The sequence below is a fragment of the Rothia sp. HMSC068E02 genome (assembly GCF_001813565.1).
GTDB lineage: Bacteria > Actinomycetota > Actinomycetes > Actinomycetales > Micrococcaceae > Rothia.
In genome coordinates, this window is record NZ_KV812874.1 from 1 (window position 1) to 25,065 (window position 25,065).

The following is a 25,065-nucleotide window of genomic DNA, read 5'->3' on the forward strand; positions in this document are numbered from 1 at the left end:
TGAATGAAATAATGAGTGCCACTCTTTGGCGGCGTTTGTAATTAATTTCCATTAACTGCCTCATTTCTTGATAGATTTACATATCGACGTCAGCAAGGCCAGTAACCTTCTCACGGCCCCTGAAATAAGGAATGGTCATATAGCCATTGTCCAGCTTGTCTACCTGAGCTACATCAGTGGGATTATTCATGTCAGGCCAACGTTCTTGCTCAATCCTGAACCGCACAATCGCCATGAGCCGGTAATTCTTGTGAGTCATGGGACCAAAAGCAGCAATCTGCTCACCTGATCGGGTGTAAAACCCCACCATATCCTGGTCTTCAATATTCAGCGTTTCGTAATACACGATGCTGTCTATCGCGTTAATAGGGTAGCGGGTTGGGTTGGCTGACCAGACGCGTTGCTCAATACCCTCGGGGGAGAGCTTCACGTAAGCGACAAAAACATAGCGGGCATAAAGATAGCAGAAAAATACAAAAATAATATTTACTGTATTCGCCCAGATATTCACATTTTCACTTTGAATATTCGCTATAAAAGCAAGACAAGGGAACATCGGAATGAACAGGCAGAGTAACGTCTCGGCGCGAGTTACTCGCTTAATATAAATTCCCTGTGCTTCTTTTTTCTTATCTTGGCGTCGATTAATCTCATACCTAATAATGATGTAGACAGTAGAGATAACGGACAGCGCGAAAATAATTCCGGAGAAAATAATAAAGAAAATACGCATATTATTTGCCCTCCGTAGCGGTTTGCTCTTCGTCGTCTTCCTTCTCAGGAATGGTGATACCCACGGTGACGTACTTCTTCACCGACCACGCATTCATCGCTACCGAGGCAGCAAAGAACAGTGCAGGCAGCAACTCCAGACGTACCAGCGAATAGCCCACATACCCGAGCGCAATACACCCAGCCAGGCCAGCCACGCCAATACACACGGCACGCAGGGTACGGTACCCCTCAGACCCCTCCTCAAAGCGGGTGCTCTGCAGGTAGAAGAGGCCTTCACGCACAACACGCAGGAACCCAGGGGCCAGGAAAAGCGCAACCGCCAGAGCCGCCGGATCATAGCCTGCAGTCATGAAACTGGTCAGAGGAACCACGAGGCACAGAACCGTGAAAATAGCTGCCGCGACAACGCCCACACGGGTTGAGAGCCTATTCATCTGCTCCATGCGCAGCAGGTCAGGAATCTCATCATTAGGCTCGATGCGGTAGATGAGGAAGGCGACGATGATTAGCCCGCCAACCATGTACCAGGAAGCAAAGTTCGTCTCAGGGGTCCACGGAGCCGGGTCCCCCTGGAGTACACCGAAAGCCGTCAGAACCGTCAGAACAATCAAGCCCACCGCGTTGATGGAGTAAACGAAAATAAAGAAGCGGTGGAAGAGGCCTCCGGTCGCTTTATAGCCAATATTTTCAGCGTTAATCATATCTATGTAAGCAAGATTCAGAGGGCTTAAAACGAAGAACAGCGCACCCCAAGGCCATACCCCAATAACGGCCATCACTAGAGATGCAAGAGCTATGAAGCTAAAGCAGAACCACAGGAAGATTAGCCATAGGATTCTGAAGGTTTCAGAGATAGCGTTCATGCTATTTCCCTTTCAACTATTTGGACTCTGCCGCGGCGCGGTCGAGGATGCGCTGCAGGTGCTCCGGAATCTGTCGGTACTCCCCAGCCTCGGGGGAACCAATCTCATACTTGCGGGCGTAACAGATGACCTTGATCAGGGCGTCCATGTCCTCGTAATCACCGAACTCTACGAAGAGCTCAGGGATATACTTGGGCGGCCAAACGCCGTAGCGTTCACGGAAAAGAATCATGTGGTAGATATAGGTGGCATCAAAGAAGACCGGGCTAAACGCCAGACGACGCCTCCCCATCTGGCTACTGCTAATTACGAAGTAGCCGCCTTTTCCATTAGCTTGCATATGGATTTTCGTGATGCTGCTGTAGTCGAACTCGCGGGTTTTGAACCGCCAGTTTCGCCACTTCACGGAGGTCTCATTCTGCTGGATGTAGAAGGAATTGGTGTGAATAGCTAAGAACCAGAAGAACGAACCAATAATATTCATGAAAATAAATGCAGGAATATAATCAACGGGATTCTCGGCTGGAAAAGTTAGAGGAAGTAAAATGCACACCAGCAGCACGAAAGAATCTGCAGCTAGTACAGCCAGCAGTGGCTTTTTCTGCCGCTGTCCCAGAGGAATGTAGCCTTTGGGGCGGTTGAGTCCTATTGAGCCGTTGGTGACGGTTTCGGCAAGAAATTTTCTGAGCATGAAATGTCCTAGTGTGGTGGTTGGTTACATGCAAACGTCGGCAAGGTCGGTAACCTTCCCCAAATTCTCAAAGTAGCGCATCGTCTTCCCGGCACAATCTAAACGGTTCACCTGAGCCACATCATCCGGGTTGTCCATGTCAGGCCAACGCTCGTTCTCAATCCTGAACCGTACAATCGCCATGAGCCGGTAATTTTTATAAGGCAACGGGCTAAACAGGGCAATCTGGGTGCCTGATTTAGCGTAGAACCCCACCATATCGTCGTCTTCATAATTCGATGCTTTGTAGAACACGACGCGGTTGATCGCGTTGAAAGGGTAGCGGGTCGGGTTGGAGAACCAGATGCGCTGCTCGATACCCTCGGCGGAAGTCTTCACGTAGGCGACATGCACATACCGCAAGTATGCAGCAAATGGTACTGATACTAACAAGGCCGTTATGTCAATCGTTATCCTTGCTGACTCAGGGTCAAAAAATATATGACCTGCAAACATAAGGCACGGAAAAACGGGGGTAAATATCGTAATGAGAAGAGCTTCGATCCGAGTAACCCGTCGGATATAAATACCCTCACGTAGCCGTTGTTTATCTTTCCAGCGCTGCACCTCGTAATTGATGATGACGTAGAATGTCGCAACTGTTGTGAATGCGGCAAAGATACCCCAAAAGATAATCAGGAAAGTGCGCATGGTGGGATCTCGTTTCGTGTGGTTGGTGAATAGGAAGAGCACGCACCCCCACCCAAACTAGGCGGCGGTGCCTACGTGCTGAGGGTGCCGAGTTCTTAGGGCGCTGAGGGGCGTATGAGCCCCGAAAGCCCCGGGGGCAGCGCGGGGGTGAGCCGCGCATCCCCGGGAGCCTTCAGCCCACAAACCGGCAGGCTACATGTCGACGTCGGCAAGACCCGAAATCTCTTGATTATTCATGAAATACGGAATGACTTCAGCACGGTTATCCAGCTGGTTTACCTTATCCACGTCAGCCGGATTATCCAGCTCAGGCCAGCGACCATACTTAATCCTGAACCGGGTAATGACCAAGAGATAGTACTCGTCATAATTCGGGTTCAACGGGTTAATACGCGCACGCGACTTAGTGAGGAACCACATCCGGCTTGGGGTATCTTCATCCTTGGACTCGCTATAAACAACGCTATCAATCGCGCCGATAGGGCAGATCCTCGACCCGCGAACGGGGGTGTGCATATTAATACCCTCAGAAGAAATCTTCATGTACGTGGCGTTGACGTGCCACAGGTAGAACAAGAGGAAAGCAGTCATGAAGATGCAGATACCCTCGGTATAGGGGTTAGTCTCAGGGCCATTGAGCGACAAAAAATAGCGGATAATCGGGAAGCCCGGGATAAAGACAATAATGTACGCCAGCAGCCCTTGCAGACGACTAATGTAGATGCCTTCACGCTTCTTCTTCTCGTCACGGCGTCGATTGATGATGTAAGCGGCAAGGGTGAGAATCGTGAAAATAGTTGTGATGATGGAGCATACGCCCCAAAAGGTAATAGCAGATTCTTGAGACATCATTTAGCTATTCGCTCCTTCAATCAGGTAGGAGTCGGTGATGGTAGTGGAGTGCGCATCGAGGATGCGCTGCAGATACTCCGGGGTGTACTCGCTGCCAGATGCTGAAGCACCCACGGAGGATACGGTTGAGGGGCGCTCGCAGGCACGGCGACTGCCGCGTGAACGAACGCCCCCTCCACCAGCGACGGCTAATCATGGAACCAAATAAACCGGTTTACTTATCCATCTCGTAGACCCAGCCGCCCGCGTTGCAGTAACGCTTACCGTCCTTCTCAATGATGTAGTAGCCGGGCTCGTGGTTCTCGCACTTCTGGATAACCTCACGGGCCTCTCGGTTAGACTTCTCAAGGTTCGCCGCACGAATCTGGAAGAAAGCAAACGTAGCAATGTACGCCACCAGAACCAGTGCAAGAGCAGCGATCGCCATGCCCTTACCCTTGCCGGTGCCGTTCTTAACCATGACCAGAGCGATCACGGCGAAAATAATGGTCGGGATGGTCAGGAACGAACCAATGACAAAGATGCCGGTCAGGGCGGAAATAATGCCCAAGACCAGTGCGGTTACTGCCGCCCACTTCTTTTTCGGTGCCTCCACGGGTGCGCCGTATGCGGGCTGTACGGCGGGTGCCTGCTGGGTGAACTGCGGCTGCTGCGGTGCAGCCGGCTGCGGGGTGTTTTCAGACATGAAAGTCCTCGTTTCGTATGTGGTTGGTGATTCTAATGATAAGGTGCCACCCCCAGTGGGTTGGCATTTCCTAAGGATACCGTAGCGGGAGAAATCCCTTGATGAGAGTAGATAAATGTATATGCACGCACTGTTGTGCAATGTCTACTATGAGAAATTTTTCTCACAACAGGGTGTGGAGGATGCGCTTTGCCGCGAAATAGTGTAATGTTCGGAGTGGTGCAAAGCACTAACGGTGCGTATTTGATATTCGCGTATCTAATGCACATCTTCCGGCAACTCAACGACGAAAGAGGAACATCGTGTCCGATCGCGTACTCTCATCGCAGGCAGCCAAGGATGCCATTACTGCTCTCCAGAACATCATCAATGGCGGTCTGCAGAACGAAATCAACAACCTCAACCAGCAGGGTAACCAGCTGAAGGACCCCAACAACTGGGACGGCCCCCTGGCTGAGCGTTTCCGCAATGACACCTGGCCCGGCGTAGAAAACACCCTGCGTAACCTGACTCAGGAACTGACTGACCTGCGCGAGCAGCTCAACCAGATTTCTACCGATATCTTCCAGGCAGGTGGCGGCTCCTAAGCCTTCCCTGGTAAACGCCGTTTACCGCCCCGCTCCCCGGCTACGGGGCGGTGAGCGGTAGGCGGCGTTTTCTGTTATTCGGTTATACCCACGTTGTTTTCCAGACATGGTGTACATGTCTGTCTACATCTGTTTAATCACCACACTTCCGTACTAACCACATTGAAAGACAACAGAGCATGAATCTGAATACTGAAAAAGTCAAGTACGATGATGCTACGTCGGATGCCCTTGCCAATGCCTGCCGCACCGTCGCGCAGAATATTGATAATGCATTACCCCCTCTTAAGAACTCACTGACAACGGCTCTGGAGGAGTTTAGAGGTCACTACGCCGATGTTGCGGCGGCAAATATTGATACCACCATTAGCGATGGTCGTGATATCGCCAGCATCTTCCGTCAACTGGCTGATGTGGTGGATCGCCTCAAAGAGTCAGCTCATAAGGAAAATGAGAACCGCGACCTTATGTACCACTATGAGCATGACCTGGGTGGTTTCCGTAAATGGTGGGTTGAAACATTCGGAGGTGAACCGCCTAAGCCGACATCGTATAAGCCGGATACCTCGATTGACACCACATCGCTAGGTCATCGTGAGAGCACTGAGACCCGCTCAGGGAGTATGACTGTTTCTTCAGCGCGCCCTTCGACCGTGCGCTCTCTCTCTAATACTTTGGCGAACCTTGGTACTAGCCTTGATGCTGAGCCTGGCAAGCTGCGTAACCTTTCCACAGAGTTTATGGTTAAGTGCCAGTGGGGCTCCGTCGATGCTGAAAATCTCATCAGCACGTTTGAAGCATGGAATAAGTCGAACGCCAACGATAAGACCTGGCTGGGTATCGTAGCCGATACTTTTGAGAAGTACGGTAGCTCGAGCCAGGTTATTACCGTTGCCAATTCGACTCTGGAAGGTGCAATCAGCGCAGCTGGTGTTAGTACTGAGCGCCACGATTTGGAAGTTCCAACGCCGGCTGTAGTAGGAATGTCCACCACAAGCGGTTATGTGAATGACCCCGTGAACGTTGCAACCGGTAACTTCATTGAAGAAGAGACCGATATGGCGTTTGCTGGTGTGGTTTCTGCTTGTTCTGTAACTCGTATGTACAACAGTGTGGCTGTTTTTGGTCAGCACGCTGTATCCGGTGTGTTCGGTGCTGGCTGGTCTTCGAATATTGAGAGCCGTGTGCAGCTGAACGTTGAGAATGCTGTCTGGACTATGGCTGACGGTCGTGAGGTTACTTTCGACCGAATGATTCGTGAGGACGGCACCCACGGTTACGCTCGTGCTCCGCGTGAAGCGTGGTGGCTTGAAGAACTGCCCCTTACCCAGCTGATGGGTGAAGAGGGTTCTATTGCTGACCCCTCCCTGCGCTATATTTTGCACGCTACGGACTATGACGCCTCGTCCCTGCTGCGTATCTCTGACAACTCTGGAACCCAGCACATTTTCAGCCTCACCGGTGTTTACCTGGGTATGAGCGCTGGGGCAGGTACTGCTGTCGCATACCTGCGCGATGAAGAGGGTCGTGTTCGCGCTATCGTGCATCAGCGCGGTGCACGTATCAACGTGGAGTACACCGAAGGCGGCCTTGTCGGCGCTATTCATTCTTCTCGTGGGCAGTCGGTGCGTTACGAGTACGTCACCCTTGACGGTCGTACTCACCTGTGTGCTGTGCACGGTGACGCTGGTACCCGCCGTTATGAACATGACGCTGCCGGCCTGATTCACCGCGTGGTGGCTAGTACCGGCACTGTTGAGGTGACGAATTACTACGACCCTGCCGGCCGTATTACCGAACAGGACACCGAATACGGTCGTCGTGTTCGCTACCGCTACCTGCCGAATGGCATCACTGACGTTTCTAACGAAGACGCCTCCTACACGAACCTGTGGGTCAATGACCAGTACGCACGTCTGACCGCCATTGTTGATGCGGAAGGTGGGCGTAGTAGCTATGCCTACGATGACTTTGGCAACCGTGTGAGTGTGGTAGACCGCGATGGTTCTCGCATTACCCGCTACAGCGATGAGCGCGGCCGTATTATTCGTGAGGTCACCGATGAGGGCGCTGAAACCCTCTTTGCTTATGACGAGCAAGACCGCGTAGTCTCCGTGGCAATGAGCGCTATTGAGACGGATCCGCGCGCTCGCCGTGCCGCCCGTCTGGCTCGTCGTGCCCGCCTGAAGGCTGAGGCTCAGGGCCGCGCCCTCGATGAGGCTACTTCGGGGCAGGAGTTTGCCCAGAGCCCTGCCGTAAGCCCGATGACTACGGTGACTTACGAGTACGCGAATGATTTTGAGCGTAACCCTTCTTCTATGACTGACGGCAACGGTCATGTGACCCGTTTTGAGTGGGCTGACGGCCTGCTGCAGCGTGTGGTGAGCCCTGAGGGTGTTACTGTCTCCTTGGAGTATGACGAGTGTGGTCTGCTGACCGGTATTCGTAATGCTGAGCAGCAGCTGACCCGTTGCGAGTACTCTGCTGCGGGTCACCTGGTAAAGATTGTTTCTGCTCTTGGGCTGGAGACTGAGTTCACCTATGATTCTGCCGGTCACATGGTGTGCCGTCAGGACCCGGATGGTTCCCGCTGGCGTTTTGAGTACGCTGCTGGCGGTCGCCTGGTGGCATCGGTGGATCCCGCTGGTGCCCGTACCGAGTACGAATACGGTCCGAGCGGCGATATTGTTGCCGTGGTCGACCCGCTGGGCCGCCGTATGGAGCGTTCCTTTGATACGAACGGCAATATTGACCGCATTACCCTGCCGGGTGGTGCGCAGTTCAGCTACGCCTACGATGGTTTGATGCGCCTGATCCGCACCATTGACCCCGCCGGTGGCGTGTGGACTCGCGAGTATGATGCTGCAAGCACCCTGACTGGGTTGATTGACCCGACCGGTGTGAGTGTACGTACTTCGGTTGATTCCTCGCGCAAGACCTTCACCACCAATGATGGTGTTGATCGCGTGCGCATTTCGTGTGACCACCTGGGCCGCCCGGTGCGTACCGAGGTTCTCTCTGAGGATTCTGGTCCTCAGGTTAGTGCAGATGCTGACGACCCGACTGTCTCCACGATGGTTTATGACGGTGCGGGTAACCCCGTGCAGGTTCTGGACGCTGAGGGCGGTCTGAGCCGCTACGAGTACAACGGCTCAAACCAGATGGTACGCATGATTTCCCCCGCGGGTCGTGTGACCGAGTACAGCTATGACGCGTGCGGTCGACTGGCTGCAACCTATGATGCTGCCGGTACTCCTGAGCAGTCTGTGACTCGTTACGAGTACGACGCTGATTCCCGTCTGATTCGCCAGGTGTACGGTGACGGCTCTGAGGCACGCGTTCGCTATGACGCGTGCGGTCGTGTGCTGTCTATTACCGGTTCCGGTGTGGCTTCTCCGGTGTTCTACACCTGGGATTCTTGTGGCCGCGTGAAGAGCATCCGCGATAACAAGTGGGGTACTCGTTCGTTCACCTATGATGCCGCTTCCCAGGTGGTTGCGGTGACTAATGGTGCCGGTGGCGTGACCCATTACCGCTATGACGAGGCGGGTAACGTTACCTCCGTGATGGACCCTGCCGGTCGCATTACCAGCTACGAGTATGACCTGATGGGCAATGTTCTGGCGGTAACCAATCCGCTGGGTGTGCGCACTACCTCTACCTATGATGCTGCCGGTCGTCTGCTGACCAGCACTGACGGTAATGGCGCTGTACATTCCTTCGGTTATGACCGTGACGGTGTTCCCTGCTCCCATTCGGTGAATGGCTCTCTGCTGTACCGTATGGAGCGTGATTCTGCACGCCGTACGATGACGACCTATGATCACGCGGGCGTTGATGCGTTTGGTGCTCCCGTGGTGACGGTTGAGTCTTATGACCGTCTGGGTCGTCTGGTTCGTCAGCGCCGTGAGTTTGGTGCTCAGATTCCGGAGTCTTTCCGTACTGCGTACATGGACGAGACTGGTGGCTATGAGCTGTCCTACGCTTACGACGCTGATGGTCTGCGCACTGAGTTTGTGCACCCCCTGGGTTCGAGCGCTTATGCGTATGATGCTGCAGGCCGCATGGTCAAGCAGACCGACATTACCGCGTACCGTCTGGATGGAACCGCCGTTACCTCTGAGTCTCGTGTGGAGTCTTCTTTCGAGTACAACGCGGTGGACGCACTGGTGCGTGCGCAGGTGTCTGATTTGGCGGGCACTTGGGTTCGCGAGTTTGGTTACCGTGGCGCGCACATGACCTCTGTGACCGAGGGTCCTGCTGTGGCAGACTCGGCTGTGGCAGACTCTTCTGAGGCTCTGCACACTGAGATTATTCGTGATGATTTGGGTCGTATTAGCGGTGTGGATTCGCCTGCTGGTCTGGTCATGTACACCTACACTGACGCCCAGATGCTCTCTTCTGCCGTTCGTGGTACCGAGACTCTGCGTTGGATCTATGATGCCGCTGGTGCGCTGGTGCGTGTTGAGTACTTTGATAGCGCCCAGCCCGAGAATGCTTGGGTGAAGGTGCTGGTCACTGATGAGGGTGCCCGCGTTCGCGCAGTATGCCTCTACGGTGTGCAGGATGAGGCGAAGACCGGCTTCCAGTCGGCTGAGTTTGCCTCTGCTGTTGAGGACGCTCAGGCGTGGCTTCCGCAGTGCCCGGAGTCCGTGGAGGTTGAGGGCGTCACTTTGGTGCCGGTTGCGACGAGCGTGTTCTCGTATGACGGTAATGATTCGCGTCTTCTGCAGGTTTCTTCGGATGGTTCTGGCTCGTCCCTGACTTATGGTGCGGCTGGGTTCGTGAACTCTGTGGCGTCGTGGGGTTCTGCTGAGGATTCGGCTGTGTCCTTCTCTCTGCTGTGTGCTTCTACCGTTGGTCGTGTGCTTGCTGCCGGTGGTGCGCCTGCTGGCGCACCCGAGTTTGGCGTACCCTCAACCGGCGCTAATGCTGGTTCTGCGTCTGGTTTTGATGCTTCGGTGATGCACCCGCTGGTGTGGGATGAGAACTCGTTCGTTCCGCGTGTGCTGGGTGTGGCTGGCTCGTCGATGCCTTCTGTGGGTTCGCTGGTTCCTGGTGCTGGTTCTGGTGCCGGTCTGTTGGATCCGTATGGTTGGGCTTCTTTGGGTGTTGCTGCGCCTGCTGTGCCTTCTGCTCAGGGTGCTTCTGCTACTGGTGGTGCGCCTGTGTTGCCGGATTCGCTGGTTGGTGTTTCTGCGGCTTCGGGCGTGGTGCTGGGTTCTACTGGTTTTGAGGTGTTGGGTGCCCGCGTGGTGGATTCGCGTGTGGCTCGTTTTACGGCGCCTGATCCCCTGAGCGCACCGGTGGGTGCTGGTTGGGGTGCTGACCCGTTCTCGCTGGTTGGTGGTAACCCGGTTTCTTTGGTGGATCCGTGGGGTTTGTCGCCGGTGTCGGTGGAGGATTTTGAGAAGTATCGTGAGCAGAAAGCGTCTTCTGGTATTACCGGTTGGGTAAAGAACAACTGGGAGTACGTAGCTGGCGGTGCGATGGTCATTGCTGGTGCTGTGATTGGTGCTGTTGGTGCTGGTTTGGGCCCTTTGGGCGGTGCCGCGTTTGGTGCTGCATCAGGTGCTTTGATGGGTGCTGGCATGTCAGTGATTGAGGATAAAGCTAAGGGTAAACCTGTCGATTGGTCGAAGGCTGGTAGAGAAGCCGTGAAGGGAGGTATTACCGGTGCTGTGACTGGTGCTCTTACTGGTGGTTTGGGTAATTTGAAAAAAATAGCTGATGCTGCATCAAAGATGACTAAGATAGAGAAGGCAGCTGAAGCTGCTAAGGCTACTAGGCTTGCCCAAAAAGCGGCGGAAGCAGGTGCTCTTGCATCGAAATGGCATAAGGTAAAGACTGCTGTAGCTACGCAGGGCAGGAATATTGGTGCTTCGATGAAGGAATCAAAGATTGCAGAGGACATGATAAAAGATACGCTGTCCGGCGGCCTAAACAATGTGATGGGATATTATATGGACGATACTGTGAAGGATAAGAGTGTCATGGGGGGCATCGGGATGTTTATTTCTGGTGCCGGAGCTTCTGCAATCGGTTCTCGGTATAGTGGAGGTTTAAAGACTGGTATGGGGGTTTCGGGATATAGTGGAGATATTGCTCGTGTAGGTATCCGAGGTCGTGCTACAGATGTGTTTACCGGTGCTGTTGCAGATACAGGTGGTGGCTTTATTAAGACTAGTGTTCAGTACACTACTGATAAAGCTGTCCTGGGGCGGCAACTAGACTGGGATGAATATATCGACAAAGTTGCTACAGGTGCTATAAAGGATTTCTCGAAGTCTTCGGTAAAGGGAGCTGTAAAGATGGATGCAGGCGTTGCGGGTAAGTATCGAGATAGGGTTGCTTATCCTATGTATCAGGTTGCGGAAGCGGTTCAGAATCCTGTGGGCGCGGTGAATCAAATGATTAATAATATGTTTTCTACCAGTGTTATCATGAAAGCAATTAAATAGTTTTGAAGTGGTTGAAGAGGAAGATTCGCCCAGAATTAAGAGTTTTTATTGAGTGTGTTCTCGGTATGGTAATAGTGTTTGCTTTTATGTACTATACGACACACAGCGAAGATAAAAATTCGTATTCTGTGTGTACTGTAAAATCGGTTAGAGTGGAGATCGTTGGGGGTCAGGTATCAAACATGACTGACGGTTCTCCCAAAGGTGTTTTCGAGACGATTGAATGTGGCGTTGTTGAAATGTATGTCGCGCCGGAGGGTAAAAATATTCCGGGGTATGTTTCTGAAATTCAAGTGGGGAAGAAATATAAGATGTATAAAACATTGAGCACGAGAAATGATGATAAAGACTTTAACACTCTTCGCCTCGAAGAAATAAAAGAATAACCACCGTTCAGTCAATAAATAATCGTATAGAGAAAGCCTCTGGGCTGAGAGGTTGTCTCTCAAGCCCAGGGGCTTTCTGCATGCCAGCGGCAGCTTATCTGAGTGCCACCATTAGCGGGTGATAATCGCGAAGTCGCTGCTGGACAAGTTCGTGAAATTACCAATCTGCGCGTTCAGGCGGCACTTAGAAGTCACCGACAGCGCCGTCACCACCCGCTGATCCTCAGACACCAACACATGCCCCGAACAACCATCCGAAAAACTAATCAACTGAGCATCCGGAGAAATCGCCTGAACCAGCGTCGAAAACTCACCCGTACGCGGCAAAACCATCAACGGATTCAACTCATCCGCACCACTCGGCCACACCGGAACCACCGTCACCGGCAAAACACTCTGATTCACCACACGAGAAGGAACCCGCAACTCAATCGAACGCAAACGCTGAATCGGGTACGCCGTCGAACGAACCTCCCGATCAGAAATAGCCTTCGACGTCTCAGAATCAATACGGTTCACCCACTCCTCAAAAGCACGCGAATCCTTAAACTCAGCAGACACATTCGCCCGAACCTGCACCACACCATTAGCCGGGACACTCACCCCAGACAGATTCCACGAACACGGAACATCCACCGCAGTCACACTCGACTGATTCTTCGACACACCAGAAGACGCCTGACCGGCATCCCACGTCACCGAAGCACACGAACCACCCTCAACACCGGGAAGCACCTGCAAAATATCGCCCCGAAGAGCCGACTTCTGCGACGAAAACTCAAACGTCAGGCGGGCGCTCTTATCCCGCGGGTTATACGTACCCTCAATACGAGTACCCAAACCACTCGGCAAAGACGCCGAACTACGGCTCGAAGCAGACCACGACTCAGCCGTCTTAGACGCCCCCTTACCGCCGCTCAAACCCACAAAAGCGAGCACACCCACAAGAATCAAAGAACCCAAGATAGCGCCCCACACCAGCGGGCGGCGCAACGGTGAACGAGCAGGCTCCTCATCCTCAACAACCTCATCAGGCACATATACCGGCTGCTCCACCACAAAAGGAGCCCGAATAACCGTCTCATTCTGCGCCTGACCCAGCGACGGCATACCCGCACCATACAGCTCCGTAACATTCTGCCCAGGCACCGCAGAAACAGCAGGCTCAGCACCATGAACCACCGTAGGCGTATAGCCCACAGCACCCGAAGACACCTCAACCCACCGAGGAAGCACCACATCAGTAGCGAAACCCTCAGCCAAAAGACGCAACTTAGCGGCAGCCTCAGCCGCCCCAGGACGCTGAGCCGGGTTCTCCGCCAACATCCCGTGAAGCACCTCAGCCACCTCAGCCGGAATCTGCGGCGACACCTGCACCGCACCACCACGCGCCGGAAGAGGACGCGCCGTCACCAACAACTCATGAAGAGTCACCGCGCACGCATAAACATCCACCGCCGGAGTAGCCACACCATGCGCAGAACGCTCCGGAGCCATATACCCCGGAGTACCAGAAAACGAACGAGAAGCCCCCGAACCCGCAGAGCCAGTAAAAGAAGCAATACCGAAATCAGCCACACGAACCTGCTGATCCAGAGACTCCCCCAAAACACCGCTCAGCAGAACATTCTCCGGCTTAATATCCAGATGCATCACGCCCTGACGGTGAGCAAACTCCACCGCATTCAGAACCTGCACCATCAGACTCAACGCCAAACGAACCGGCAGCGGACCCTCAGAATCCAGCTTCTGACGCAACGAACCGCCATGCTGAAACTCCATCACCAGAGCCAGCACGCCACCCTCAACCACCATGTCCGTCAACGGCACAATATGAGGATGCGACAGCGCCAACAACACCGAACGCTCACGCACAAAAGACTCAAGAACCACAGGATTCTCCGCAAGCTCCGGACGCAAAACCTTCGCCGCATACAGAGCCCACGAGCCGCTCATCGTAGCAGCCCACACCTCACCGACCGCACCAGAACCCACCCGGCGCACCAAACGATACGAAGAGCCAAGGGGAGCACCCGCAACCAAGCCCCCCGCAGGCTGACCAGCAGCCTGCGGGGCAGGATGAGCATCACGACGCTCCGAGCCGGAGTACTGCGGCGAACCAGCAGGTACAGTCACGGGCTAACTCCTTAACATCAACTTCACAACAAGCAGGAAGACTCCCCAGACGGGGCGACCCCTACAGCAAAATAGCCGGTAAAGTTACACCATACCTCACCACACGACAAACAAGCCCTACAGTCCGCCACGGTGCTGAGAATCCTCAGGGCTCATCAGCTGCACCAGAACCGGCGACCCGGCAAGGAACGCGTAGCCACGACCAACGCTCAGCTGAACCGGGGCGCGCCTCGGAATAGAACCGAACATGTCCATATCCGTATCAACATTCGGCTGAACCACAGCACCAGTACGGAACTTGCGAATAGCCTTCGTCCAATGGCTATACAAAGGACGCAAATCAGTCGGCTTACCCGTAGCAATAATGTGAACGTCCGGGAAATCACCCTTCACAATCGCATCAAAAACGTTCATCGGGTCATCCACACGGTCACCATCATCAATCAGCAACAGCACCGGGCCCGCGGCATCCTGCAAAGCCGCCTGCACCTGAGCAGAAGCATTCTTGCTCTCAAACACCCGGTCAAAAACGCCCTCCGGCGCATTCACCAGACCGGAACGCTGATCGAAGACAGCCCAAACCTCCGGAACCTCCGCGGCATCCATGCGCGCGTTCTCCGCCGCGATAGCGTCACCAGATGCCAACGCGGCAGACACCGCCTGCTCCGCCGCTGCCCTCGCCCGAGAAACCAGACGAGCAAACGCAACCAGCAGAGAAGACTTACCCGAACGCGGATTACCCGCAACCATGGCGTGCTCACCCTCATACAGCTCGAAAGCGCACGCCTCCAACGTAGCCTCCGCAATACCCACAGGGATACGCCACAGGCTCGGAGAAAACTCGGCGGCAGGCATGCTCTCCCACGAAACCCACGTCGGCAGCTGACCAATCACATCACGCTTAGCAGGAGCCTGCGGGAAGCGCTCACGAACCATAGAGACAGCCTCCTCCACGCCAACAGCGGGAGTAGCCACCTGCATCTGACGCAGACGCTTCGGGTCAACACAACGGCCGGGAACCGCAGCCGGAACATTCGTGCCGCGAATACCATGCGAGGAATAATCGTGGACATCGCTCAGCTGGAAGAACCACGTCTGCAACGAAGCATCAAGAATCTGCGAGGGAATATTCTTCGCGCGGCTCGTCGACACCACGCAGTGAATACCAACAGCAGGACCATCCGCATACACTCGGTAGAAATTCGCCAACAAGTCCATGCTTACCGCATCAGAGAACTCATCACGCAGTGTCGCAAAACCATCCAAAACAATGAAAAGAGGCTTACGGCGTGACGCATCAGCACGGCGAGCATCAAGCTCCGACTTCACAAAACGCAAGAAACGAGCCTGACGTTCCCTAGCGCCCTGACCGGTACCCACAGCAGAAACAACATGCGGCAAAGAACCCAACGGCAACAAGCCATCAGCGCCCATATCCACCAGAACAATATCAATGTCCTCCGGCGAATAATGCTGAGCCAAACCCAACACCACAGACTGAATCGTCGTAGTCGTACCACTACCAGCAACACCCACCAACAGCAGGTTGCTCATCTCAATATTCCAGCCCATAGGCACCTGACGCTGCAGCTCAGGCTCATCACCCAAAGTACACATCAGAACACCGTCCCGGACACCACCCACAGTGGGAAGATCCGGATCGGGGAAGCCACGCACACCAAAATCAGCCAAATCAACATACGAACCCAACGGCTCAGGCCACACCTTACGAGGAGCAACCGCACCACGAGCCGCGTGCGCCGCCACAACAGCATCAATCAGCAAATCCAGGTCATTCGCATCACTCGACGACACCTTCGGGCGCGCACGCTCTGAACGAGGAATACCGATACTATCGGTCGCGCGAACCTCCAGAGAAGTCACCACCTCAGTGCCACTCTGACCCGTCACCAGGGCAGTCTGCACCGGCGAAATATCATTCTGGCCCAGCTTCACATAGGCGCGACCCATCTGCGAACGCGAAATCTCCGAAGCATCCGGAACACCAATCACGTTCGAAGAATCCTCACGGCTCTGCACACGCAACGCCACACGCAAATTCGTATTCGCCAGAATGTCATCATTCACCACACCGGCAGGACGCTGAGTCGCCAAAATCATGTGCACACCCAGGGTACGACCCACCGCACCAATGCTCACCAGCGACGACAGGACATCAGGGAAGTCCTTCGCCAGCATCGCAAACTCGTCAATCACCAGCAGCAGGCGAGGCATCGGCTCCGGCGGGTTCGTCGCCAAATAATCCTTAATGTTGTCCACACCCTCGCCAGCAGCCGCAAACAGGCGCTGACGACGATCCATCTCCGCCTCCAACGACTCAATAGCGCGGTGCGCCAACTGAGCATCCAAGTTGCTCAAAGTACCAATCGTATGCGGCAGACGCTCACACGTCTTAAACGCCGCACCACCCTTAAAGTCAACCAGAATAAAGTTCAAACGGCTCGGATCATGGTGAGCAGCCAAACCCGCCACCAACGAACGCAAAAACTCACTCTTACCCGAACCAGTGGTACCACCCACCAGACCGTGAGGACCATCCTTCACCAAATCCAGCGTGAACGCGCCAGAGTCGCCCACACCAATCTCAGTACTGAAACCATTAGCCTGCGACCAAAACGCCTCAATATCCTCAGCACCCGGAGGTGTCGGCAAACCAACCAGCTCAGGTAGCTTCACCAGCTGCGGCAAACCGCCACCCAGAAGCAGACGCTCAGGGTCCTCATGGTGCGCCAAAGTACGCGCCACATGAAGAGCATCCTCAGCGCTCACACCGGCGAGCACACCGTCAGTGACCGTGTAACGGCGGCGAGGCTCCGAATAGGTCATAGAAGCCTCCTCACCAATCTCCACGACCGAAGTACACGACGCAGGAAGACGATCAACAGAAGAAGCCAACACAATACCGGCAACACGGCGAGCACCCGCAGCAGCAGTCTTATTCGCCATCAGACGCACTTCATCGCCGTACGCCAAAAGGTCGCGTGCCGGCGACTCACGGCCCTCGGTGAGGGTATCCGAATCAACGACCACGCACAGGCCACGGGTCGGAAGAGACTCAATGTCGTTGTAAAGAGAGCGCAGCATCTGATCCGACTGCTCCTTACCAGAAGCAAACCAACGCATCTGCTGGTTCTGCGCCATATGCATGTGCGGAAGCCACGACGTCCACACCCAGTCCTGCGAGCGCGCCGAATCAGCGCAGACCGCAATCGTCATATCAGCAGGACCCGTGTGGGTCGCCGCCTGCAGCACCAGGCTACGCGCCAGGGCAAGAGACTGCTCACGCGGACCCACAATACCGATAGCGCCGCCCTCACGCAGGTCAGCAACCAGCGGGGCATCCCACAGGGTATTGTGCTCAAGAATATGCTGAACCTCAGGCTCAGGATTGCTCGGCTTCGTCAGCTCAGGAGCCCAATGAATATGCCCAGTACCCACATGGAAAGTCAACAGGTCAGGGCTGGTGCTCCGGCGGCGCCACAGCGTCATTGCAGGAAGAAGCGCCCGCAGCTGAACGGCATCCGGTGCCGGGGCAAGGTCGTGAAGACGCTCGATTTCCTCACGGTTACTCAGAGCGATACGTTCCTTGAACTTCTCCATTTCCTGCTCAAAACGCACACGCTCCTTCACCTTATCCTTAGCATGACGACGTTTCTGTTCCACCCACATGCCAATACTCAGAATGGGGCTGAGCATCGCGAAAAGGGCGTAACGAATTTCCTGCATAATGGCGACCATTGCCGCCGCCATAATAATCGGGCCCACCGCCATCGCAATATTGAACTTCGGCGGGTCAGAAACGTTCTTGCGGGTAGGCGCCTCCACCTTCTCCGGGGCGCTCAACGCACCCTGACGCGGCGGACGGTTAAACGGCGCAGTACCCGACGCGCTCACATTCGGGGCGCTACCGGGGCGAGGCGCAGCCTTCTCCTGAGGAGCAGGCTGCAGAGTCAGCACACAATCACCAACATGGATGGTGGTGCTCTCAGAAACAGTCAGACCCTCCTCGGGGATTTTCTGACCGTCCACAAAACTACCGTTCGTAGAACCCGGGTCAGTGATGCGCACCTTCTGAGTGTTCGTCGACTCATCATGAACCACCTGCAGGTGCAGATGCTCCCACGACGCGCTCGCCGTGGGCAGCACAATATCGGCGTACGGGGAACGACCCGCCACCAAAGGACGCGAAGAGGGGATAGGGCGCGGCAGGGTAACCGTCGAACCGCCGCTCAAGCAGACACTCCAGCCCTGCACCAGGGAAGGGTAGGAGAGCGGTGCTCTAGAGATGCGCATACCCTCCATCGGTTTGACCTCCGCCAGAGTGGAGGATGCCGTCACCGGGCGGTTATCGCAATACAGCGGCTCGTCGGCGGGCAGGGAGGGGCCACCGGTCGCCTGGATGAGATCAGCGATGGTCGTCTCAGGCTGCCAGGAGTCTAGTTCATAGCTCCCGTTATGCTCTTCAAGTTCAAGGAAAAAGCGCATAAGGTGTTCTCCAAAATAGATAAATCGTGAGCCCCGCTGGTGGACGGACTAGAAGTAATACCCGAAAGCCGGGGTGTGATGGGCTGGCTCTGTACAGTAGGCTCCGTGTGGAAAGGCTAGTCGCGAGATTCTGAGGTGAACGTGCGAAGCATCCACACCGGCGGATTCACCGCATCCGTCGAGGAAGACCCGCCCTGAATCATCGAAGCTTCCGCGGTCGGGTAAAGAAGACCCACCTGCCCTCCAGCGGCGTAAGAAGACGAAAAATCCAACGGATACGCGACCGTAGAATCTTTAGCGTCCAAACGAAGGGTTCCTAGAACCCGTCGAACCGCCTCGGGAGTGTATTCACGAACCTGGCTCGTGGCATACGCAAAAGCCAAGAGCGCGTTATGGGAGGGAGCATCCGCCCACACTGCCGATTTCGAGAACGATTGTTCGCCTGACAAATCCTTAAGCGAAGAATCATTCTTCATACGCTCAACCGTCGACACAAATGCCGAAGAAGCACGACCGGCATCATCAGCACTCAACGCCGCAGCACGTGCCTGCACACGCCCCACAACACGAATATTGTCAGTTAAGGAACCACCGTTCTCCAGAAGAAGACGCATAAAAGGCTCCGTCAAAGCTTCCTCACCCGCAATCACCGGAGACGTAATACCCGCCCTCTGAAGAGAACGAAGCACCTTCGCCTGAGTCGACGCCGAACCCGTCAAAACCAGAACAGGAGAAGAGCCCGAAGACTTGTCCCCCAGAAGGCGCGTCAGCTCCTTAAGAGTGTCTTTCATGCCGTCTTCATCAGCAGAAACCTGAACGCGATTCGTATAGGGAAGGTCCGGCGCAGAGCCCTCACCCGCATCCAGCAGGATAGTGCGCACACCATCAAGCTGCTGCGAAGAACCCTTGCTAGATGCACCGGCGAGCGAACGAATAGCAGCCGTATAGACCTGCTTCTCCTGCTCAGGGTCCAGAGCAAAACTCCACACCCCATCGCCAGCATCTACCCGGTCATACGCCTCAATCACAGCAACATTGCGTTCCTTAGCAGCAGCCGTAGCACCCCGAAGATGCTCACCCCGAGAGGCAAGCACAATACCCAAAGCGCCCTCAGACGAGAGCTTCTCTACCGCCTCACGGGCACCCTGCTCCGTTCCCTTATCGTTCGCATAAAGAACCTTCACAGAAGAATTACCCAGAGCCAGACGGTACTGCGCAACACGAGCACCCTGAGCATTCAGACGCCACGCAGACCCCTCAGCATCATCACCAAAAGTAGCGACAACACCAATAACAGGCTCACGACCAGACGCAGGAAGAGAAATAGCCTGCTGAACCGTCACCGCAGACGCAGGATTCGTACCCGTACCAAGCGGCAAAGGCTGAGGAGTCACAGCGCGCACGCCATACCAGATTCCCACCACCGCAAGACTAAACAGCACACACAGACTGACACACCACACCACGGTGCGCTGAGTGAGCCGCCTGCCCTCGCGGCGGTGAGGACCTGAATCAGAGCCCAAATGAGGGGAAAACCCCACGGCTAATCACCAATCTGGAAGGTGTACACCGTCTTCACCTCTGCACTGCCAGCATTCGACAGGTGGAAGGTCGGCAGCGAACGCAGACGCTGCAGGGATGCCTTGAACTGCGCCTGACGCTTCTGCAGAGCAGCGATGTCCTCAGAACGGAGGTTCGTGTAACCCTGAGCATTCTGCATCGCCAAAGCAAGCTGGTAATCAGCCGCACCAGCCTTCGCGCTATTGCTCTTGAGCGCGCCCAAGAGACCAGCACCCTCAGCGTTGCTATCGCCCAAATCGAGCATGAGCTTCGACAGGTCGTTATTCAGCTGAACGGATGCACCAGCCAAATCTCGGGTAGCGTTCTCAGCGCGGGTGCTCAGAGCAACCAGAGAACGCTCAGTCACCGAATCCAGAGACTGACGCAGGCCCTCAATACGATCATTCATATCCTTGTGCTGAACCTCGATAGACTCACCAGCCACCTGAACCACAGTATTCGCGGTATCAGTAATGCCAGCAACCGAAGCGGAGAACGCCTCCTTAGCAGCCGAAGCGCTAGAAGAACCATCGCTCGAAACCTTACGAATCTCCTCGCTAATCATGTTCGTCAGGCTCTCGCGAGTCTCATTGGCAGACTCCTTGAACGCTTCCTTAATAGCGGTGGAGAGGTCAGCCTGCATGTTCGTCATATCCTCCAGGTTCTTACCCAAAGCATTGACAGCATCCGAAGCTGAATGGATACGATCACGCAGAGAAACCTTAGCCTCATCAGTAGGCTCTTCCTTCTTCTCCGCGTCCTGGTTCTGCGCGTTTGCGGCATCGTTCAGGGTCTTCTCAATCTCGCCCAGGGCACCATCTACCGCGTTCACAGCATCGTTAAGGTCCTTGGCGTCGCGAGCCAGACCCTCCTTGGGGTCATCCATCGAAGTAGCGGCAAGAACCTCATCCCACGCAGCTACCGCGGCAGCAATACGCTGCTCCATCGGAGTACGTGCTGCCGGGGTGTTCGAAGTGTAGGTACGCTCGTTCGCGTTCTCCACCGTAATGACGCGAGTATTACCTTCCGTGGCAGTAGGCTCGGCGGAAGGCGCCTCAGAAGAGGGAGCGGCGGAAGGAGCCTCAACCTTCTTCGACGGCTCCTCAGAAGGAGCCACAGAAGCAGACTCAGACGGCGCAGGGCTAGGAGCCTCAGACGGCGCCTCAGAAGACGGGGAAGCAGACGGCGAAGCCGCGCCACCACAAGAAGAAGCCGTCAGGTATCCACGCAGATGCTCCACCTGCTCAGCAGACAGAGAACCGCCACGCTCAGTAGACAGAGCACAAAGCTGCTCCGCCAGTTCCTTATTCTGAGCGCTCATAGAACCAGAACCGTCCACCAGCTCCGCACGAGCAGAAGCCGCACGAGAATGAACGTTCTTGATGCTCTCAATCAGACGGCTCGACGTTTCCTTCATCTGATTCACACTCTGACGAGCCGCACTAACCTTCTCACTCAAAGAACGCACAGCATCAGCATCAAGAGAAGACGGGTCCTTCTCCACCTGTGCAACAAGCTCATCCATCTGACGCTTCAACGCCGAATAGTTGTTGTTCGCACCCTTCAAATACTCCGGCTGCAGGTGATCCACAATCTTCTCACCGGTAGCAACCAGCGCAATCAGAGAGCTCTGCACCGTCACCGACGCACCGAACAGGGCGCAGGTCACCGAACCGTTAGAAGAACAAGTCTCAGCGGTCGGGTGTTCCGGACCGACAATCTCACGAATCGAAGCCGTAAGATCCTGCTGGCAGTCCGAACTTGCCTCCGCATACGCATTCAGAACAGCAGACAGCTGAACCAAGTTACCGTACACGCTACGGCTACTTGCACCCTCCTCACGATGCACAACACAACGACCGCCGCTATGTGAAACAGACACATTGGGGCGCGCCGTCGTATCACCCAGCATCGAGTGAAGAGCAGCAACAGTACGCTCCAACTGAGAAATCAGCTGAGAATTATTAGTACGCGAAGCCTCAGAAAGGTCCTTTTGCAGGCTCTCAATATTCGCCTGCAGACCCTGCATAGTCTTCGTCAACGATTCATTCTGAGTCTTCAGATGCTCGGCAGTGTCCTTACCCAAGGTCGCAGACGTATCATCCAGGCTCTGACGCACCTGAGCAACCTGCGAACTAGCACTAGTCAACGTCGTATTAACCTCGTTGACCGTATCAATAGTGCGCTGCAGAAGCGCCACCTGAGACGCATCCTGAGAGGTGAAACCGTTAGTAATGATTCCTGCACCAGACAAATCAGAAGCAAAACCAGGCTGCACCGAAATGTTGAAGGTAGGCGCACTAAAATCCTTCGCCTTGACCTTCAACACAAAAGAGGAAGAACTACCAGTCACCGGAGGCGCGGAAATAGCACCCCACTGAACAACAGCCTTACCTTCATCATTGGTGCTCACCACACCATTCGTGGACGAATCAGCCGCATCAGGGGTCGTAATAACCTGAGTAGGAGAACCCGAAAGAACAGTAGAAGCAGCAATAGAGAACGGAGTACCAACCGGTGCAGGGCTAGTACGGCTAGTACCGGACGCATCATAGGTGACATCCTCGGTCTTCACCGTCAGGTTCTCAACCGTAACCTTAATCGTGATTTCGCCGCTGTAGCCGTTCAAATCATTCAGGTTAGTGCCGCTACCGCGCTCAGTAGAATACTGCAGGCTCACACGCACAGGAAGGTCATTAACGACGTCCTTCGGCTTGAACTGCACATTGCTCGAGGAGCTCGTACGATCCTTGTCATTGACGTAAATGTTGGTCGACTCAATCGACGAAACCTCGCCATCACGACCCATCTGAATATTCACGTTCTGCAGAACATTGGTAGCGTTCTCTACCTGGCGGGGACTCTGAGAAGTAACAGTACCCTTATCGGAAGGGGCACTGTTATTGTTCGTGCCCGTGGAGCAGGCAGAGAAAATAAGTGCCGTCGTGACACCCAAAATCAAAGGGAAGCGGAGTAGACGCTGACGCGCTGTGGTGTGGTTGGTCATGATGATCTTTTCGTTGAGTTATATACCGTGCAGACACATAACAGTGACAAGTCTGAAACGCCACTGTATAGTGCCCACCTGAGTGGAAAGGGTCAGGGGCAAAGCCGGAAAGAGAAAAAGCCCCGTACCACTTTATCAGTCCAATATGGGAAGGTTGATATTTTTTCCTCCTAGTCGGTGCCTCATCAGGATATTCAATTCAACCTTGAGGTGATAGTTAAAGGTATTTTTCATTTCGTTTCAACCTAGTGCACTTACCGAACTCTGTTTGACATAGAAAAACCCCGCGGCTGAGGTCATCTCTCAGCCCGCGGCGCTCCACAGTTTAGCTTGCTGCCGGTTCAGCCTCCGGGTCCTCCTCGTCTTCCTTCTCGGGGATAGCAACACCCACGGTCAGGTACCTCTTCGCCAGCAGGTACGAGGCGATCACCGGCACCACATACACCAGCGACAAGCCGCTACCAGACTGCACAACATCCACGGCAAGACGGGCCGCCGCCAAGCATCCACCCAAACCCACCAGGGTGACGCAGAAGCCACGCAACACGCCGTACCCGGCAGCGCCCTCCTTAAAGGTCGCCGCCCACAGCTTGAACAGGGAGCGGCGCACAAAAATCAGGAAGACCGGCACCAGGCACAGCACCACCGAAACACCCACAGGCTCATAACCGGCAGTAGCGAACGAAGCCACCGGAATAACCAGGCAGAGGAGCACCATCAGGGCACTCACACCCAGCACCACGGTGCGCACATACCGGTTGATGCGCTCCATACGGTGCAGGTTAGGGATCTCCTCGTTCGGCGCCGCGGCGTTGTAGAAGAACAGCAGAAGAACCAGCGCGGACACCGCCACATACCAGGGCGCGAAATTGATGCCGTCCACCTGCGGGGTGGAGGCAACCTGCGGGACACCCACCAGGGAGAGAGCAGCGAGCAGAACAATCGCGGCGACGCAGAGCGTGCCCACCGTCAGCAGAAAGTAATGGTACGCGCCGCCGTTCTTTGCATCCTGCACACTGTGCTTGTGCGTGCCGTCAATCATCACGACCGAAAACAGCATGATCGAGATGGATAGGATGCTCCACGCGTATTCACCCGTCATGACGGGGACGAGCGTGAGAAGAACGGATATAGAGAAAAGAATCCACAGGCATACTCGCTGCAGGGTCGGTGAGGAGGCGAGGGCCTCTCCAAAAAAGCCGATGATAAAGTCGCCGATAAAGCTCACGGTGGATTCCTTTCTGCGGGGGTGGGGTTACTCTTTGATCTCTTCAAAGCGGAGGACGCTGAAGTCGAATTCGTCGTTGCGGGTATCGAAGGACTTGTACGCCCTATATTTCTTGCCCGTTTCAAAGTTCTGGAGGTATTTGCGGATGGGTATACCATCAGGGGATTTGCTTGATGTGATGATTCCGCACTCTTCCGTTTCGAATTCACCAGAGATTGAGTAGGGGTCCTCGTGCTCAATGATTTCGACTGAGGTAACAGTGCAGATAGCGGATTCATTGCCCGGGTTGTAGTTGGTCATAAAATGTAAGGACGCGAAGAACCCTAGAATGACTACTACGGTTATGATGGAGCCACGTGCATCCCATACATCTTTTGCTATGTCGCGAAGATACTCTTTGAAATCGACTTTATTCTTCTTTTTCTTGGTGTATCTCTTTTTGAGGGTCTTTTTTATAGCCCCAGTTTCGGTAATGTAATTCGCCTCTGGGTAATTCTTTTTCTTCGAGGTGTTCCTTTTCTTTGAAACATTCTTTTTCCTCGGGGAGTTCTTTTTCACTGCTTTTCACCTTCTTTCTGGGCTGCAGGCTGTTACTCTGTGATTTCTTCAAAGCGGGTCGTCTCAAAATCTCGTTCCTTTTCAGGAGATGAGTTTGCGACATGGAATAGGTATTTTTTG

15 protein-coding genes are annotated in these 25,065 nt (G+C 54.6%); 3 read left to right on the forward strand and 12 right to left on the reverse strand.

Annotated elements, in window-relative coordinates:
• Nucleotides 1–76: 76 nt before the first annotated feature.
• The 6 genes from HMPREF2919_RS00945 to HMPREF2919_RS00970 all read right to left on the reverse strand — a co-directional run bounded on the left by HMPREF2919_RS00945 (nt 77) and on the right by HMPREF2919_RS00970 (nt 4,516).
• On the reverse strand, nt 77–733 hold the full coding sequence (locus tag HMPREF2919_RS00945; protein WP_070665797.1) for a hypothetical protein: 657 nt from the start codon (nt 731–733) through the stop codon (nt 77–79).
• Between the two features lies 1 nt (nt 734).
• Nucleotides 735–1,436: a hypothetical protein gene (locus HMPREF2919_RS00950; RefSeq protein ID WP_070665800.1), complete on the reverse strand. Its 702-nt coding sequence runs from the start codon at nt 1,434–1,436 to the stop codon at nt 735–737.
• A 178-nt stretch (nt 1,437–1,614) separates the two neighbouring features.
• On the reverse strand, nt 1,615–2,289 hold the full coding sequence (locus HMPREF2919_RS00955) for a hypothetical protein (RefSeq protein WP_070665807.1): 675 nt from the start codon (nt 2,287–2,289) through the stop codon (nt 1,615–1,617).
• A gap of 24 nt (nt 2,290–2,313) precedes the next feature.
• Nucleotides 2,314–2,979 carry a hypothetical protein gene (locus HMPREF2919_RS00960; RefSeq protein WP_070665810.1) on the reverse strand — a complete coding sequence of 222 codons (666 nt, stop codon included), beginning with the start codon at nt 2,977–2,979 and terminating at the stop codon, nt 2,314–2,316.
• Between the two features lie 192 nt (nt 2,980–3,171).
• A complete protein-coding gene (locus tag HMPREF2919_RS00965; RefSeq protein WP_070665813.1) occupies nt 3,172–3,831 on the reverse strand; it encodes a hypothetical protein in 660 nt (219 codons plus the stop codon).
• Between the two features lie 214 nt (nt 3,832–4,045).
• Nucleotides 4,046–4,516, reverse strand: a complete 471-nt coding sequence (locus tag HMPREF2919_RS00970; protein WP_070665816.1) for a DUF4190 domain-containing protein — start codon at nt 4,514–4,516, stop codon at nt 4,046–4,048.
• Nucleotides 4,517–4,818: 302 nt separating this feature from the next.
• Here HMPREF2919_RS00970 and HMPREF2919_RS00975 point away from each other — a divergent pair, with 302 nt between their 5' ends.
• The 3 genes from HMPREF2919_RS00975 to HMPREF2919_RS09085 all read left to right on the forward strand — a co-directional run bounded on the left by HMPREF2919_RS00975 (nt 4,819) and on the right by HMPREF2919_RS09085 (nt 11,950).
• Complete coding sequence (locus HMPREF2919_RS00975) at nt 4,819–5,103, forward strand: pyrophosphorylase (protein WP_005507345.1); 285 nt, start codon at nt 4,819–4,821, stop codon at nt 5,101–5,103.
• 179 nt (nt 5,104–5,282) lie between these two features.
• Nucleotides 5,283–11,564 (forward strand): DUF6531 domain-containing protein, encoded by a 6,282-nt coding sequence (locus tag HMPREF2919_RS00980; protein ID WP_246824032.1) that lies wholly within the window; start codon nt 5,283–5,285, stop codon nt 11,562–11,564.
• Between the two features lie 182 nt (nt 11,565–11,746).
• Entirely contained in the window at nt 11,747–11,950 is a 204-nt protein-coding gene (locus HMPREF2919_RS09085; RefSeq protein ID WP_141754828.1) for a hypothetical protein, read from the forward strand.
• Nucleotides 11,951–12,061: 111 nt separating this feature from the next.
• On the opposite strand, the gene HMPREF2919_RS00990 is transcribed toward HMPREF2919_RS09085, so the two are convergent.
• From HMPREF2919_RS00990 to HMPREF2919_RS01015, 6 genes are all read right to left on the reverse strand, one after another.
• Nucleotides 12,062–14,086 carry a serine/threonine-protein kinase gene (locus tag HMPREF2919_RS00990; RefSeq protein ID WP_070665819.1) on the reverse strand — a complete coding sequence of 675 codons (2,025 nt, stop codon included), beginning with the start codon at nt 14,084–14,086 and terminating at the stop codon, nt 12,062–12,064.
• Nucleotides 14,087–14,203: 117 nt separating this feature from the next.
• Nucleotides 14,204–18,592 carry an FtsK/SpoIIIE domain-containing protein gene (locus HMPREF2919_RS00995; RefSeq protein ID WP_070665823.1) on the reverse strand — a complete coding sequence of 1,463 codons (4,389 nt, stop codon included), beginning with the start codon at nt 18,590–18,592 and terminating at the stop codon, nt 14,204–14,206.
• Nucleotides 18,593–18,708: 116 nt separating this feature from the next.
• Nucleotides 18,709–19,986 (reverse strand): type 1 periplasmic-binding domain-containing protein, encoded by a 1,278-nt coding sequence (locus HMPREF2919_RS01000; RefSeq protein WP_246824033.1) that lies wholly within the window; start codon nt 19,984–19,986, stop codon nt 18,709–18,711.
• Between the two features lie 149 nt (nt 19,987–20,135).
• A complete protein-coding gene (locus tag HMPREF2919_RS01005; protein ID WP_070665827.1) occupies nt 20,136–23,159 on the reverse strand; it encodes a chitinase in 3,024 nt (1,007 codons plus the stop codon).
• 325 nt (nt 23,160–23,484) lie between these two features.
• The gene (locus HMPREF2919_RS01010) at nt 23,485–24,387 is read right to left on the reverse strand and encodes a hypothetical protein (RefSeq protein ID WP_070665830.1); all 903 of its coding nucleotides are present in this window, start codon (nt 24,385–24,387) and stop codon (nt 23,485–23,487) included.
• A 27-nt stretch (nt 24,388–24,414) separates the two neighbouring features.
• Nucleotides 24,415–24,945 (reverse strand): hypothetical protein, encoded by a 531-nt coding sequence (locus HMPREF2919_RS01015; RefSeq protein WP_070604002.1) that lies wholly within the window; start codon nt 24,943–24,945, stop codon nt 24,415–24,417.
• Nucleotides 24,946–25,065 lie beyond the last annotated feature (120 nt).